This window comes from Sphingomonas sp. BK069 (genome assembly GCF_014193405.1).
Lineage (GTDB): Bacteria > Pseudomonadota > Alphaproteobacteria > Sphingomonadales > Sphingomonadaceae > Sphingomonas.
The window spans coordinates 232,189-246,288 of record NZ_JACHZH010000003.1; the positions used below are offsets into that span (position 1 = coordinate 232,189).

General features: G+C 72.1%; 14 protein-coding genes. 6 read left to right on the top strand and 8 right to left on the bottom strand.

Annotation, left to right across the window (positions count from 1 at the left end):
* Positions 1–320: 320 nt before the first annotated feature.
* From ribH to FHY02_RS12395, 6 genes are all read right to left on the bottom strand, one after another.
* Entirely contained in the window at positions 321–740 is a 420-nt protein-coding gene (gene ribH, locus FHY02_RS12370; protein WP_183922440.1) for a 6,7-dimethyl-8-ribityllumazine synthase, read from the bottom strand.
* 341 nt (positions 741–1,081) lie between these two features.
* A complete protein-coding gene (gene ribB / locus FHY02_RS12375) occupies positions 1,082–2,215 on the bottom strand; it encodes a 3,4-dihydroxy-2-butanone-4-phosphate synthase (RefSeq protein ID WP_183922442.1) in 1,134 nt (377 codons plus the stop codon).
* The gene (locus FHY02_RS12380) at positions 2,205–2,828 is read right to left on the bottom strand and encodes a riboflavin synthase (protein WP_183922444.1); all 624 of its coding nucleotides are present in this window, start codon (positions 2,826–2,828) and stop codon (positions 2,205–2,207) included. The genes ribB and FHY02_RS12380 overlap by 11 nt, the downstream gene beginning before the upstream one ends.
* A 9-nt stretch (positions 2,829–2,837) precedes the next feature.
* Positions 2,838–3,785 carry a bifunctional diaminohydroxyphosphoribosylaminopyrimidine deaminase/5-amino-6-(5-phosphoribosylamino)uracil reductase RibD gene (gene ribD, locus FHY02_RS12385; RefSeq protein WP_221198615.1) on the bottom strand — a complete coding sequence of 316 codons (948 nt, stop codon included), beginning with the start codon at positions 3,783–3,785 and terminating at the stop codon, positions 2,838–2,840.
* A 216-nt stretch (positions 3,786–4,001) separates the two neighbouring features.
* Positions 4,002–4,349: a hypothetical protein gene (locus FHY02_RS12390; RefSeq protein WP_183922448.1), complete on the bottom strand. Its 348-nt coding sequence runs from the start codon at positions 4,347–4,349 to the stop codon at positions 4,002–4,004.
* Between the two features lie 17 nt (positions 4,350–4,366).
* Complete coding sequence (locus FHY02_RS12395) at positions 4,367–5,731, bottom strand: glutamate--tRNA ligase (protein WP_183922450.1); 1,365 nt, start codon at positions 5,729–5,731, stop codon at positions 4,367–4,369.
* An 80-nt stretch (positions 5,732–5,811) separates the two neighbouring features.
* Here FHY02_RS12395 and FHY02_RS12400 point away from each other — a divergent pair, with 80 nt between their 5' ends.
* Positions 5,812–6,747, top strand: a complete 936-nt coding sequence (locus FHY02_RS12400; protein ID WP_183922452.1) for a ribose-phosphate pyrophosphokinase — start codon at positions 5,812–5,814, stop codon at positions 6,745–6,747.
* A 20-nt stretch (positions 6,748–6,767) separates the two neighbouring features.
* On the opposite strand, the gene FHY02_RS12405 is transcribed toward FHY02_RS12400, so the two are convergent.
* Both FHY02_RS12405 and FHY02_RS12410 read right to left on the bottom strand, forming a co-directional pair.
* Positions 6,768–8,132 carry a sugar porter family MFS transporter gene (locus FHY02_RS12405; protein ID WP_311731826.1) on the bottom strand — a complete coding sequence of 455 codons (1,365 nt, stop codon included), beginning with the start codon at positions 8,130–8,132 and terminating at the stop codon, positions 6,768–6,770.
* A gap of 22 nt (positions 8,133–8,154) precedes the next feature.
* On the bottom strand, positions 8,155–9,165 hold the full coding sequence (locus FHY02_RS12410; RefSeq protein ID WP_183922456.1) for a histone deacetylase family protein: 1,011 nt from the start codon (positions 9,163–9,165) through the stop codon (positions 8,155–8,157).
* Positions 9,166–9,379: 214 nt separating this feature from the next.
* Here FHY02_RS12410 and FHY02_RS12415 point away from each other — a divergent pair, with 214 nt between their 5' ends.
* The 5 genes from FHY02_RS12415 to FHY02_RS12435 all read left to right on the top strand — a co-directional run bounded on the left by FHY02_RS12415 (position 9,380) and on the right by FHY02_RS12435 (position 14,050).
* A complete protein-coding gene (locus tag FHY02_RS12415) occupies positions 9,380–10,054 on the top strand; it encodes a hypothetical protein (protein WP_183922458.1) in 675 nt (224 codons plus the stop codon).
* Between the two features lie 88 nt (positions 10,055–10,142).
* Positions 10,143–11,117 carry a DMT family transporter gene (locus FHY02_RS12420; RefSeq protein ID WP_183922460.1) on the top strand — a complete coding sequence of 325 codons (975 nt, stop codon included), beginning with the start codon at positions 10,143–10,145 and terminating at the stop codon, positions 11,115–11,117.
* On the top strand, positions 11,117–11,794 hold the full coding sequence (locus FHY02_RS12425; protein ID WP_183922469.1) for a COQ9 family protein: 678 nt from the start codon (positions 11,117–11,119) through the stop codon (positions 11,792–11,794). Before FHY02_RS12420 ends, FHY02_RS12425 begins: the two co-directional genes overlap by 1 nt.
* Before the next feature lie 65 nt (positions 11,795–11,859).
* Positions 11,860–12,165 (top strand): FeoA family protein, encoded by a 306-nt coding sequence (locus FHY02_RS12430; protein WP_311731827.1) that lies wholly within the window; start codon positions 11,860–11,862, stop codon positions 12,163–12,165.
* A gap of 13 nt (positions 12,166–12,178) precedes the next feature.
* On the top strand, positions 12,179–14,050 hold the full coding sequence (locus tag FHY02_RS12435; RefSeq protein WP_183922471.1) for a ferrous iron transporter B: 1,872 nt from the start codon (positions 12,179–12,181) through the stop codon (positions 14,048–14,050).
* Positions 14,051–14,100 lie beyond the last annotated feature (50 nt).

The window sequence follows — 14,100 nt, forward strand, 5'->3', positions numbered from 1 at the left end:
AGTCACCGCGCGGTGTCACACGAACCGTACACTGCGCCCGCGAGGCACTCTGGGCGCGCGCATGTTGCGAATGTTGAGCCGCCGGCACGCATGCCGACGCAACCGGGCGAGGCGATCGACGGGCAAGGTCGGCGAGCATGCGGGCGTCCTGGACTCCGATACACCCGAGCCGATCCGTGCTCCGGCGAACGCCGGAGCCCAGGCCGGGAGGATGACGCTCGCCGCGCTGGGCTCCTGCGAACGCAGGAGCACGCTTCGGCTCAGACGATCAGGACGGAATGATAGCCGCACGCGCCGGCTGTAGGACAGCCGGCCCGCGCTCAGCCCAGCCGGTCGCGCAGGTCGAGCAGCGCCAGCGCCGCCTTGGCCGCGGCGCCGCCCTTGTCGAGCTGCGCCGGATCGGCGCGCACGATCGCCTGTGCCTCGTCCTCGGTGGTGAGCACGCCGTTGCCGATCGCCACCCCGTCCATCGTCAGCGCCATGATCCCGCGCGCGCTCTCGTTGGCGACGATCTCGAAATGATAGGTCTCGCCGCGGATCACCACGCCGAGCGCGACAAAGGCGTCCCAGCGCCCGCGCTCGGACGCCATGGCGATCGCGCCGGGCAATTCCAGCGCGCCGGGCACGGTGAGCACCTCGCAGCTATGCCCGGCGGCCTCGATCGCGCCGCGCGCGCCGGCCACGAGCAGGTCGTTGAGATGGTCGTAGAAGCGTGCCTCGACGATCAGGATATGCGCCACGCTGGTCTCCTCGATGTGGTCGTATGATGGTGCTGCCCACGCAGGGGTGCGCGCCGGCACTGCGCCCCTTCACGTCATCCCCGCGCAGGCGGGGATCCAGACGCGCGGTCCTCGCGCCTCTCGTCCTGAGCCGCGCCAGGTACGTGCCGTCGGGGGCCGCTGGCGCTGCACACCGCCACGCCCGCCAGCGTGTCTGGATCCCCGCCGTCGCGGGGATGACGAAAGGTGGTGGTGCGGCCGCGATCGGACGCGAGCCGAGGTCGAGGCGAAGGGGGTGACCGGCCACTCCGTCCCTCGCTCGCGCCTGGCAGGTCGCGCTCGGCTCACCCCGCCCACCCCGCTCAGTCGATCTCGCGCTCGCCGACGATCGACAGGCCGTAGCCGTCGAGCCCGACCAAAGTGTGGTGCGTGTTGGTCAGCAGCACCATGTCGTGGACGCCGAGCTCGGCGAGGATCATCGCGCCGACGCCATAGTCGCGCAGTTCCTCCATATCGACCGTCACCGCCTCGCCCGCCTTCATCCGCACCGCGGTGGTGAAGGCGTCGGCGCGCTGGCGGTTGATCACGACGATCACCCCCGCGCCGGCCTCGCCGATGAGCTCCATCGAGCGCGACAGCAGGTGGCTGCGCTGGCTGTCCTCGCCGAACATGTCGGCGAAGGGCGAGAGCGCGTGCATCCGCACCAGCGTCGGCTTGCTCGGATCGACCCGGCCCTTGACCAGCGCGATCTGCTCGGTGCCGGTCGCCTTGTTGCGATAGGCGCGCACCGTCCAGTCGCCGCCCCAGCGGCTGGTGAAGGGCGCCTCGCTGACCAGCTCGACGAGATGGTCGTGGCGGCGGCGATAGGCGATGAGGTCGCGGATCGTACCGATCTTGAGGTGGTGGAACTGCGCGAAGGTGACGAGATCGTCGAGCCGCGCCATCGTGCCGTCCTCGTTCATGATCTCGCAGATCACGCCCGAGGGGTTGAGCCCGGCGAGCCGCGCGACGTCGACCGCCGCCTCGGTATGGCCGGCGCGCACCAGCACGCCGCCGTCGCGCGCCACCAGCGGGAAGACGTGGCCGGGGGTGACGATGTCGTCGCGCGCCTTGGTCGAGTCGATCGCCACCGCGATCGTGCGCGCGCGGTCGGCGGCGGAGATGCCGGTGGTGACCCCCTCCTTCGCCTCGATCGAGACGGTGAAGGCCGTCTCGTGGCGGGTGCCGTTGTTGCGGCTCATCAGGTCGAGCCCGAGCTGCTCGACGCGGCCCTTGGTCAGCGCGAGGCAGATCAGCCCGCGGCCGTACTTGGCCATGAAGTTGATCTTCTCGGGCGTCGCCATCTGCGCGGGAATGACGAGATCGCCCTCGTTCTCGCGATCCTCGTCGTCGACCAGGATGAACATCCGGCCGTTGCGCGCCTCGTCGATCAGTTCCTCGGGCGAGGAGAGATAGCCGTGGCGCAGCCGCGCCAGCGCCGCCGGCTCAGCGACCACGATAATGCTCCATCCGCTGGAGATAACGCGCGAGCACGTCGATCTCGATGTTGACCGCCTCTCCCTCGGCCAGGGCGCCGAGCGTGGTGACTGCCTGGGTGTGCGGGATCAGGTTGACGGTAAAGCGCGTGCCGTCGGCCATGTCCTCCACCGCGTTGACGGTGAGCGAGACGCCGTCGACCGTCACCGAGCCCTTGGGCGCGAGGAACGGCGCCAGGTCGCCCGGCACGCGCAAGGCGATGCGGCGCGAGTCGCCGTCGGCGGTGATCGCCTCCACCGTCGCAACGCCGTCGACATGGCCGGTGACGATATGCCCGCCGAGCTCGTCGCCCAGCTTCATCGCGCGTTCGAGGTTGAGGCTGCGCCCCTCGGCCCATTGCGCGGGCGCGGTGCGGCTCCGCGTCTCGTGCGAGACGTCGACCGCGAACCAGCCGCCGACGCCGCTCTCGTGCGGCGCCTTGTCGACGACGGTCAGGCACACGCCCGAGCAGGCGATCGACGCGCCGAGCTCGATCGTGGCGACGTCATAGGCGGTGTCGATCACCGCGCGGGTGTCGCCGCGCTGCGCGATCTGGCGGATGGTGCCGATGTCGGAGACGATGCCGGTGAACATGATGACCTCTCAGCCGCGCTCGTAGACTTCGAGCCGATCGCTGCCAAGCTGGCGCGCGTCGGCGAGCCGCCAGCGCGCGTGCGCGTCGCCGAGCGCGGCGAGCCCGATGTCGGGCAGCGTGCGCCCGCCGCCGATCAGGATCGGCGCGCGGTAGAGCAGCAGGCGATCGACCAGGTCGGCGCGCAGGAAGGCGGCGGCGGTGCGCGCGCCACCCTCGACGAGCAGGTGGTCGGCGGGAAGGGAGGCGATTCGGGCGGGGGATTCGATCCAGCGCGGGTCGTCCTCACGCGCGGCCGACGCCCCCGACGACAGCACCACCCGGAGCGGCGCACGCGCCTCCAGCCCCGCGAGCCGGACATCGAGCCGCGGCCGGTCCGCTTCCCAGGTGCCGCGGCCGACCAGGATCGCGTCGTGGCGCGCGCGCTCGAGATGCGCGTGTGCGCGCGCCTCCGGTCCGGTGATCCACTGGCTGCGCCCGTCCGCCATCGCCGCGGCGCCGTCGAGCGACAGCGCCAGCTTGAGCGTCACGCAGGGCCGCCCGAGGGCACGCCGCGTAAGGAACCCCGCCATCGCGCGCCGCGCCGCCGCGGCGTCGACGCCCACATCCACCGCGATCCCCGCCGCGCGCAGCCGCGCCAGACCGGCGCCGTCGGTACGCGGGTCGGGATCGCCGAGCGCCACCACCGCGCGCGCGATCCCCGCCGCGGCGAGCAGGTCGGCGCAGGCGGGGCCGCGCGGGCTGGCGTGGGCGCAGGGCTCGAGCGTGACATAGGCGGTTGCTCCGCACGCGCGCGCGCCCGCCTGGTCGAGCGCCATCGCCTCGGCGTGCGGGCGGCCGCCGGCCTGGGTCCAGCCGCGGCCGACCACCGCGCCGTCGTGGACGAGGACGCAGCCGACGTTCGGATTGGGGTAGGTGCGCGCGCGCGTCCGCTCGGACAGTGCGAGCGCGGCGGCCATCCAGCGGGGATCGGAGGGGAGGTCAGCGCACATCGGCACGCCACCATCGGCTGGCCCTCGACAGAATGCGCTCAACTCGCCCTCCAACGTCACCCCGGCGCAGGCCGGGGTCCAGTTGCGGGACGTTAGCGGCACTCACTGCGCTCTTCCCATCTGGGCCCCGGCCTCCGCCGGGGCGACGGAGAGGGTACGGCATCACCGCCTGCCCCGCCCCGCTCAGATCCCCATCGCGTTGAGCTTGTCGTCGAGCCGCTTGAAGCCCTGGCGCAGCTTCTCCTCGCGCGCGCGCTGCTCGCGCTGGGCGATCTCGCGTTTGGCCTGGTCGATCTGCTGCTGCGCGACGATCTGCGCATCGGTGCGATCCAGCTTCCACTGCTCGAAGTAGATGATGTTCGGCTTATATTCCTTCTCGAAGTACGAATCGTGGAAGAACGCCCAGACGAGAAAGCCGGTGATCGCCACCGATAGTGCCAGGAACCCCCATTCGTAGCGCTCGCGCGTGTGGAAGAACAAGCGGAGGTCACGCGCGGCGCGCAGCGGCGACAGTCGGGCGAAGAACTGCATCGCGACGATATAGGGGGTTAGACGCCGCGGTTCGAGTCCGCCGCGGCATCGAGCCGCGCGAGCGCGCGGTCGCGCCCGATCAGCGGCAGCAGCGCGGCCATGTCGGGGCCGTGGTCGCGCCCGGTCAGCGCGCGGCGCAGCGGCAGGAACAGCGACTTGCCCTTGCGCCCGCTCTCCGCCTTGAGCCGCGCGGTGAGCGCGTGCCACGGATCGCCCGCCCAGTCGATCGCGCGCGCCGCGGCGGCGGCCTGGGCGAGATAGGCGCCGTCCTCGGCGGCGATCGCCGCCTCGATCGGTCCCTCGATCACACCCCACCAGTCGGCCGCCTCGGCGACGGTGGCGAGGTTGGGCCGCACCGCGTCCCACGCCGCGGCGTCCATCCCCGCTGGGAGCCGGTCGGCAACCGCCTCGAACGGCAGCTGGTGGACGACTCGCGCGCTCACCTGCGCCAGCTCGGCCTCGTCGAACCGCGCGGGCGCGCGGCCGAAGTGCGCGAAGTCGAGCGCCTCGATCAGTGGCGCCGGGTCGGCGAGCGGCTCGACCGGCTGGCTGGTGCCGATCCGGGCCAGCAGCGAGAGCACCGCTGCCGGCTCGATCCCGCTCTCGCGGAAATGGTCGACCCCGAGCGAGCCGAGCCGCTTCGACAACTTCCCCTCGCTCCCGGTCAGCAGCGCGGCGTGCGCGAAGGCGGGCGCGGGCGCGTCCATCGCGGCGAACATCTGCAGCTGGAGCGCAGTGTTCGAGACATGGTCCTCGCCGCGGACCACGTGCGTGATGCCGAGATCGGCGTCGTCGATCGCCGAGGGTAGCATGTACAGCCACGAGCCGTCGGCGCGGCGCACCACCGGGTCGCTCATCGTCGCCGGATCGAAGCGCTGCGGCCCGCGCACCAGGTCGTCCCACGCGATCGGCGAGTCGTGGTCGAGCTTGAAGCGCCAGTGCGGGCGCACGCCGTCGCGCTCCAGCGCCGCACGCTCGGCATCGGTCAGGCGCAGCGCGGCGCGGTCGTACACCGGCGGCAGCCCGCGGCCGAGCAGCACCTTGCGCTTCAGGTCCAGCTCCTGCGCGCTCTCATAGGCCGGGTAGATCCGTCCCGCCGCGACCAGAGCGTCGAAGCGCGCCTGGTAGAGCGCGAACCGCTCCGACTGGCGCACCTCCTGGTCGGGCACCAGCCCGAGCCAGGCGAGGTCGGCGCGGATCGAGTCGACGTAGCGCTCCTCGCTGCGCTCGGCGTCGGTGTCGTCGATGCGCAGCACGAAGCGCCCGCCGTCGCGCCGCGCCAGCATCCAGCTGTGCAGCGCGGTGCGGATGTTGCCGACGTGGAGCCGCCCGGTCGGCGACGGCGCGAAGCGGGTGACGGTGGGAGAGGAAGGGCTGGTCATGGCCCGCCCGCGCTTACGCGCCGCCCCTTCCCCTCGCCAGCCCCCCAGCCTAGAGCAACGGGCGCGAAAGGGTGTTCTCGATGAAATTGATGACCGGCAATTCCAACCTGCCGCTGGCGCGCGCGATCTCGGACTATCTCGAGGTGCCGCTGACCGAGGCGCTGGTGCGCCGCTTCGCCGACGAGGAGATCTTCGTCGAGATCATGGAGAACGTGCGCGGCGAGGACGTCTTCGTTGTCCAGTCGACCAGTTACCCGGTCAACGACAACCTGATGGAGCTGCTGATCATGATCGACGCGCTGAAGCGCGCGTCGGCCAAGCGGATCACCGCCGTGCTCCCCTATTTCGGCTACGCGCGGCAGGACCGTAAGCCCGGGCCGCGCACTCCGATCTCGGCCAAGCTGGTCGCCAACCTGCTGACCACCGCGGGCGCCGACCGCGTGCTCTCGGTCGACCTGCACGCCGGGCAGATCCAGGGCTTCTTCGACATCCCCACCGACAATCTCTTCGGCGCGCCGGTGATGTCGCAGGACATTCGCGCGCGCTTCGGCGAGAAGAACCTGATGGTGGTCTCGCCCGACGTCGGCGGCGTGGTGCGCGCGCGCGCGCTGTCGAAGCGGCTCGACAACGCCCCGCTCGCGATCGTCGACAAGCGCCGCGAGCGCGCCGGTGACTCCGAGGTGATGAACATCATCGGCGACGTCGAGGGGCGTTTCTGCGTGCTGATCGACGACATCGTCGACTCGGCCGGCACGCTCTGCAACGCCGCCGCCGCGTTGCGCGAGGCGGGCGCGGAGGGCGTGGTCGCCTATGTCAGCCACGGCGTGCTCTCGGGCGGCGCGGTGGCGCGGGTCGAGGGCTCGGCGCTGCACGAGCTGGTCATCACCGACTCGATCGGCAACCACGAGGCGATCGGCGGGGCGGCGAAGATCCGCCATCTCACCATCGCGCCGCTGCTCGCCGAGGCGATCCGCCGCATCGCCGACGAGTCGAGCGTCAGCAGCCTGTTCGACTGAGGCCCGCGACGGCGCGGGCGTCAGCCGACCCCCAGCCGCCGCTCCATTTCCTCGAGCGGCACGCCCTTGGTCTCGGGGAAGTAGAGCGCCACCACGACGAGCTGCAGCAGCATCATCGCCGCGAACACGTAGAAGGGCAGGCTCACCGACAAAGCCGCCACCGTCGGGAAGGCGGCGGCGATGATCGCGTCCAGCCCCCAGTGCGTCGAGGCGCCGACCGCGCTGCCGCGTCCGCGCACCGCGGTGGGGAAGACCTCGCTGATATAGACCCAGATCACCGCGCCCGTGCTCGGCGCGAAGAAGGCGATGAAGCCGATCAGCGCGGGCAGCACGATCCAGCCCGGCAGCGACCCGCCGAGCGCCAGCCCCGCCACGGTGAGGCTGGCCGCCATGCCGGCCGAGCCGACCATCAGCAGCGTCTTGCGCCCGAGCCGGTCGATCAGCAGCATGCCCACCGCGGTGAAGATGCCGTTCACGACGCCGATGATGATCGCCTGCACGTCGGCCGAGAGCGCGCCCCCGGCGGCCGCGAAGATGTCGTTGAGATAATAGAGCAAGGCGTTGATGCCCGAGAGCTGGTTGAAGCCCGCCACCAGCAGCGCCAGCATGATCGGCTTGCGGTGACGCCGCCACGACAGCTTCTCCCCGCTGGGCTTCGCGGCGAAGCCGGCGTGGATCGCGGCCAGCTCCTTCTCGGCCTGCTCCTCGCCCATGCCGACGCGGGCGAGCGCGTCGCGCGCCTCGGCGACGCGACCCTTGGCCATCAGCCAGCGCGGCGAGTGCGGGATGCGCAGCAGCAGCAGCAGGAAGACGATCGCGGGCGCAGCCGAGACGCCGAACTTCCAGCGCCAGTCGTCCGCGCCCAGCGCCAGCGCGGCGATGATCGCGTTCGACACATACGCCAGCAGGATGCCGAGGATGATGTTGAACTGGAACGCCGCGACCAGCCCGCCCCGGCGCGCGGGCGGGGCGATCTCCGAGATATAGACCGGCGCCAGCACCGACGAACCGCCCACCGCCAACCCCGCGATCACGCGGAAGAAGACGAGCGATTCCCAGCTCCACGCCAGCCCGCAGCCGATGCCCCCGGCGACGTAGAAGAGCGCGAGCACGCGCAGCGTGTCGCGGCTGCCGAAGCGGTCGCCCGGGATGCCCGCGAACAGCGCGCCGATCAGCGTGCCCCACAGCGCGGAGGAGACGGTCACGCCGAGCCAGAAGCTGTCGAGCCCGTAGGCGCGCGTCAGTGATACGGTCGTGCCCGAGATCACCGCGGTGTCGAAGCCGAACAGCAGCCCCGCGAGCGCGGCGGTGACGATGCAGGCGAGCAGCCCGGCGTTGAGCGGCGGCGCGCTGCCGCCCGATTGATCCGGGACTATCGCCGTCACCGCCATCCGTCCTGTCCTTCTCTCAGCTCGCGAACCCGCTCAGCAGCCTGGCGACATTGGCACCCAGCGCCTCCACCGCATAGCCGCCTTCCATCACGATCGCGCACGGCAGCCCGGTCGCGGCGATGTCGCCCGCCAGGACCGCATAGTCCGAGGTGGTGAGGCGGAAGTGGCTGATCGGGTCGCCCTCCCACGTGTCCGCGCCGAAGCTGAGCACGAGGAAGTCGGCGCCGAAGGCGGCGATCGCCTCGAGTGCCTGCGCCTGCGCGGCGCGGAACCCGGCCAGCACGGTGCCGCGCGGCAGCGGCAGGTTGAGCGTCGCGCCCGCCCCCTCGCCCTCACCGCGCTCGTCGGCATGGCCCCAGTAGAAGGGATAGTCGCTCGCCGGGTCGGCGTGGACCGAGGCGTAGAGGACGTCGCCGCGCGCGTAGAAGATGTCCTGCGTGCCGTTGCCATGGTGATAGTCGATGTCGAGCACCGCCACCCGCGCGCGCCCCGCGTCGCGCGCTGCCTGCGCCGCCACCGCCGCGACGTTGACGTGGCAGTAGCCGCCGCAATAGTCGCGCCCGGCATGATGGCCGGGCGGGCGGCACAAGGCGAAGGCGGCGCGCTCGCCGTCGAGCACCGCTTGGGTCGCGGCGAGCGCGGTCTGCGCGCTCCAGTAGGCGGCGTTCCAGGTATGGTCGGTGATCGGCGTGGTCGCGTCGAAGGCGTGCGCGCCGAGCAGCGCGTCGATCCGCGACAGCGCCAGCGGGCGCCGGCCGACGATCGGGAAGGCGTAGGGGATCGCGTCGCCCGGCCGCCCCGCCGCGCGCCACAGCGCGGGCGCGTCGCGGAGGAAGTCAAGATAGGCGGCGTCGTGCACCGCCGCGATCGGCGCGCGACCGCGGTCCGGTGGCGCCTCCGCCCCGCCGATCGCAGCGAGGATCATCGCGGCGCGCTCTGGCACCTCGGCGTAGGCGGTGAAGGCGCCATTGTGCAGTTCCAGCGCGGGCGCGTGCAGTGCCTGCTGCGGCGCGTAGAAGCGCCTCACCGGCGCGGGCGTTCGTGGCTGACGGTCAATCGGACTCTCGCGCGACCTCTGGACGATCTCCACGCCGTGCCGCCGGCACCGCGCCTTCGTCAAGTCGACGGGAGAATGTCCCAGATCCGATCCACTTCCGTTGCGATCCCGTTTGACCGCGGCGGGGCGCTCGGCGAGGTTCCGCCGCGGCCCGCGGGGGCGGGCCGAAACGGGGGTTCACATCATGGTTCTTGTATACGCCGCGGCCGCGGCGCTGTTGCTCGTGGGCGGCGCCGCCGGCGCGCAGACCGTCGCTACGCCGGCGCAGCCCGCGGCCGTCGCGCCGATCGCCGCACCGGTAACCGGGCAGGCGGTGCTGCGCACCGGCACCGAGGTGCCGCTGAAGCTCACCGAGGAGCTCACCACCAAGGGCAAGAAGCTCAAGATCGGCCAGCGCGTCCACCTCGAGACCGCCGAGCCGCTGCTGGTGCAGGGCACCACCGTCGTCCCGGCGGGCACGCCCGCGGTCGGCGAGCTCACGGAGGTCCGCAACAAGGGCATGTGGGGCAAGTCGGGCCATTTCGCGGCGCGGCTGCTCTACCTCACCGTCGACGGTCGCCAGGTGCGGCTGTCGGGCGGCTTCGACGACAAGGGGACCGCTGGGGGCATCGGGGCCACGGCGGTGTCGGCGCTGGTGTTCCTGCCGGCGGGCTTCTTCATGACCGGCACCAGCGCGCATCTCGCGGTCGGCACACCGGTGAAGGGCTTCGTCGACGAGGACGTGCCGCTCGCCTTCGCCGCGGCGGCGCCGGCCCCGCTGGCGGTGACGCCGGTGGCCGCCACGCCGATCGTCGCCGCCGCGGCGGCCGCACCGGTCGCCGCCGCCGTGCCCGTCGCCGCGGTGGCGCCCGCGAAGTGAGCCGCGCCCCGCGCCGCCCGGCCTGACCGGGTGGCGCGGGTCACCGCCGCGCTTTCCCGCGCCGTGAACGCGGCCTAAGGGTCACGCGATGGACCAGCCGACCAGCGCCACCTCGCTCGCCGCGGCGCGCGCGCACCCGGAGACGGGCGCGGCGGCGTTCGGCGCGCTGGTGGTCGCCAACAGCGCGCTCGCCTTCGGGCCGCTGTTCGTCCGGCTCGCCGACGTCGGCCCGGTCGCCGCCGCCTTCTGGCGCATGGCGCTGGCGTTGCCGCTGCTCGGCGGCGCCGCGCTGGTGGCGGCGCGGCGCACGCGCGGAATCGCTCCCGCGACACCCGCGCCGGCGCGGCGCACCTGGCTGCTCGCGCTCGCCGGGCTGGCCTTCGCCGCCGATCTCGGAACCTGGCATGCCGGCATCCTGCAGACGACCATGGCCAACGCCACCCTGCTCGGCAACTCGGCGACCTTCCTGTTCCCGCTGTGGGGCTTCCTGGTGGCGCGGACCTGGCCGACGCGGTGGCAGGGACTGGCGCTGCTGCTCGCCGCTGCCGGCGCGGCGCTGCTGATGGGCCGCTCCTACCAGCTCGACCCGCGCCAACTCGGCGGCGACCTGCTCTGCGTCTGCGCGGGGGTGCTCTACGCGATCTATTTCATCCTGATGTCCGACGTGCGCCGCGCGATGGCGCCGCTGCCCGCGCTGGCGCTCTCGTCGGCGGCCTCGCTGCTGCCGCTGCTGGTGATCGCGCTCGCGCTGGGTGAGCGGATCATACCGGGGAACTGGACCCCGCTGCTGGGCGTCGCACTGGTCAGCCAGGTGATCGGCCAGGGCTGCATGATCTACGCGCTGGGGCGCGCCGCGCCGCTGGTGATCGGGCTGGCGCTGCTGATCCAGCCGATGGTCGCCACCGCGGTGGGCTGGGTCTGGTTCGGCGAGACGCTCGGCGGGCCGGACCTGGTCGGCGTGGCGATGATCGCGGCGGCGTTGGTGCTGGTGCGGCGCGAGCGCGAGGGTGCTAGACCGGCGGAGACGTTGCCGGCGGGCAACCCGGTGACGGAGGAAGCGTGATGAGTGACGATGCCGCAGCGGTCGCGCCGCAGGACCTGACGCTCGACGAGGTGCGCGCGCTGCTCGCCCCCGCGATCGCCGCCAACGCCGCCTTCGACGGCTGGGGCGACGCCGCGCGCGACCTCGCCGCCGAGAACCACGACATCGACGGCGACGTGGCGCGGCTCGCCTTCGCGGACGGGCCCGTCGCGATGATCGACGCCTGGTTCGACCATGTCGACGCCGAGATGGCGCGCGCGCTGCCGCCCGAGCGACTCGGCGCGATGAAGATCCGCGAGCGGATCACTGCGCTGGTCGAGGCACGGCTGGCGCTGCTGGCGCCCGAGCGCGAGGCGCTGCGGCGCGCGCGCGCGGTGCTGGCGCTGCCGCAGAACGTCGCGCGCGCGGCGCGACTCGGCTGGCGCAGCGTCGACCGCATGTGGCGGCTCGCGGGCGACCGCGCCACCGACTACAACCATTACACCAAGCGCGCGATGCTGCTGGCGGTCTACGCCGCCACCACCACCGTCTTGCTCGACGACGAGAGCGAGGCGCATGCCGATACCCGCGCCTTCCTGGCGCGGCGGATCGACGGCATCATGCGCTTCGAGAAGAGCAAGGCGGCGTTCCAGCAGCGCGCCATGCGCCGCCCCAGCCTGAGCCGGTTCGTCGGTCGCCTGCGCTACCCCGTCGTCTGACCCGACGCGGCGATAGGGCATCGCAGCTTATTGATAATCAGTTGCATGCGCCCTATACCGGGGCCGTGACCGCGATCCGCTCCCCCCGCCATGCCGCCGCTCACCACGCGGCCGACTCGCTCACGCTCGAGACGCTGCCGCGTCGACGGTCGGCGACGGTGGGGGCGATCGAGTGGGCGCGGCTCGCCTCGCCCGAGGCGCGGCGGCTGCGTGAGCTCGGTTTCGACGAGGGCGTCGCGATCGAGGTGCTGCACCGCTCGCGGCTCGGCGGCGGGCCGATCGCCTGCCGTATTGGGCGGATGACGGTCGCGCTACGCCGCGCGGTGGCGCGCGCGATCAGCGTCTCGCCCGATCCGCTGCCGGCGGAATGACCCGCCGCTCCTGATGGAACTCCCGCCGCTGGTCGCGATGGTCGGCAATCCCAATGCCGGCAAGAGCGCGCTGTTCAACGCCCTGACGGGAGCGCGGCAGAAGGTCGGCAACTACCCCGGCGTCACAGTGGAGCGGCACTCCGGCCGGCTCGCGCTCGACGACGGCCGCCCGGTCGAATTGGTCGACCTGCCCGGCGCCTATAGCCTCGACCCCGCCTCGCCCGACGAGCGCGTGACGCGCGACGTCGTCACGGGCGCGCAGGCGGGCGAGCGGCTGCCCGACGCGCTGCTGGTGGTTATCGACGCCTCCAACCTCGACAACCACCTGCGCTTCGCGATGCAGCTGATCGCGCTGGGTCTGCCGGTGGTGGTGGCGCTCAACATGGTCGACCTCGCCGAGCGCGACGGGCTGGTGCTCGATCCCGCGGTGCTCGAGCGCGAGCTCGGCGTGCCGGTGGTGCCGACCGTCGCGGTGCGGCGCCGCGGCATCGATCTGCTGCGCGGTCAGCTCACCGCGCTGGTCGGCGGATCGCCCGCGGCGGTGGGGCTGCGCCGGCTGCGCGCCTCGGACGGCAGCGTCGACGACGATATCGTCACGCTCCAGCGCCGCGCGCGCGCGATCGCCGCCGCCGCGACGGTGAGCGAGACGCCGGTGCGGCGCTGGAACCACATGCTCGACTCGGTCGCGCTCCATCCCCTGTTCGGACCGGTGCTGCTGGTCGCGCTGCTGTTCGTGATGTTCCAGGCGGTGTTCAGCTGGTCGGAGGCGCCGATCGGCTGGATCGAGGGTGCTTTTGCCGCGGCGGAGGCGTGGTTGAAGGGCGTGCTGCCCGACGGCTTCCTGCGCTCGCTGCTGACCGACGGCGTGATCGCGGGGGTGGGCGCGGTGGTGGTGTTCCTGCCGCAGATCCTGATCCTGTTCCTCTTCATCCTGGTGCTGGAGGCGAGCGGCTATATGGTCCGCGCCGCCTTCCTGATGGACCGGCTGATGGCGCAGGTGGGCCTCTCCGGACGCGCCTTCATCCCGTTGCTCTCCAGCTTCGCCTGCGCGGTGCCCGGGATCATGGCGACGCGCACGATCGAGGACGAGAAGGACCGGTTGACCACGATCCTGATCGCGCCGCTGATGACCTGCTCGGCGCGGCTGCCGGTCTACACGATCATCATCGGTGCGTTCATCCCGGCGCGGCAGGTGCTGCCGTTCGTCGGGCTGCAGGGGCTGGTGCTGTTCGCGCTCTACCTGCTCGGCATCGTCGGCGCGTTCGTGGCGGCGCTGCTGCTGCGGCGCACCGTGACCAAGGGCGAGTCGTCCGGTTTCATGATGGAGATGCCCAAATATCAGATGCCGCGGCTGCGCGACGTCGGGCTGGGGCTGTGGAGCCGTACCGAGATCTTCCTCAAGCGCGCGGGCACCACGATCGCGATGACCACGGTGGTGCTGTGGGCGCTGCTCAGCTTTCCGCAGGCGCCGGCGGGGCAGAAACAGGTCGAATATTCGATCGGCGGTCGCATCGCGAGCGGGCTGGAAGTGATCGTCCGCCCGATCGGCTTCAATCACGACATCGCGCTGGCGCTGATCCCGACGATGGCGGCGCGCGAGATCGCGGTGGCGGCGATCGGCACCGCTTATGCGATCGACGATACCGAAGACGCCTCGGGCGCGAAGAGCCTCGTCGATCATCTGCGCGGGCGCTGGTCGCTGCCCACCGCGCTCGCCTTCCTGATGTGGTTCGTGTTCGCGCCGCAATGCATCTCGACGATCGCGGTGACGCGGCGCGAGACCAACGGCTGGCGCTGGCCGCTGTTCATGATCGGCTATCTGTTCGCGGCGGCCTATGTGATGGCGGGGATCACTTATTGGCTGGCGGTGGCGGCGGGGCTGTGACTATCTAGGCCATCGGTCGCCGACCCGCTCCTGGCGGGGGCGCCGCGGTA

What these genes read in the sequence shown, in the direction of transcription:
- FHY02_RS12380 (WP_183922444.1), bottom strand. Translation starts at nt 2,828, where the DNA reads ATGTTCACCGGCATCGTCTCCGACATCGGCACCATCCGCCAGATCGCG.
- ribD (WP_221198615.1), bottom strand. Translation starts at nt 3,785, where the DNA reads ATGGCCGCCGCGCTCGCACTGTCCGAGCGGACGCGCGCGCGCACCTAC.
- FHY02_RS12390 (WP_183922448.1), bottom strand. Translation starts at nt 4,349, where the DNA reads ATGCAGTTCTTCGCCCGACTGTCGCCGCTGCGCGCCGCGCGTGACCTC.
- FHY02_RS12395 (WP_183922450.1), bottom strand. Translation starts at nt 5,731, where the DNA reads ATGACCAGCCCTTCCTCTCCCACCGTCACCCGCTTCGCGCCGTCGCCG.
- FHY02_RS12400 (WP_183922452.1), top strand. Translation starts at nt 5,812, where the DNA reads ATGAAATTGATGACCGGCAATTCCAACCTGCCGCTGGCGCGCGCGATC.
- FHY02_RS12415 (WP_183922458.1), top strand. Translation starts at nt 9,380, where the DNA reads ATGGTTCTTGTATACGCCGCGGCCGCGGCGCTGTTGCTCGTGGGCGGC.
- FHY02_RS12420 (WP_183922460.1), top strand. Translation starts at nt 10,143, where the DNA reads ATGGACCAGCCGACCAGCGCCACCTCGCTCGCCGCGGCGCGCGCGCAC.
- FHY02_RS12425 (WP_183922469.1), top strand. Translation starts at nt 11,117, where the DNA reads ATGAGTGACGATGCCGCAGCGGTCGCGCCGCAGGACCTGACGCTCGAC.
- FHY02_RS12435 (WP_183922471.1), top strand. Translation starts at nt 12,179, where the DNA reads ATGGAACTCCCGCCGCTGGTCGCGATGGTCGGCAATCCCAATGCCGGC.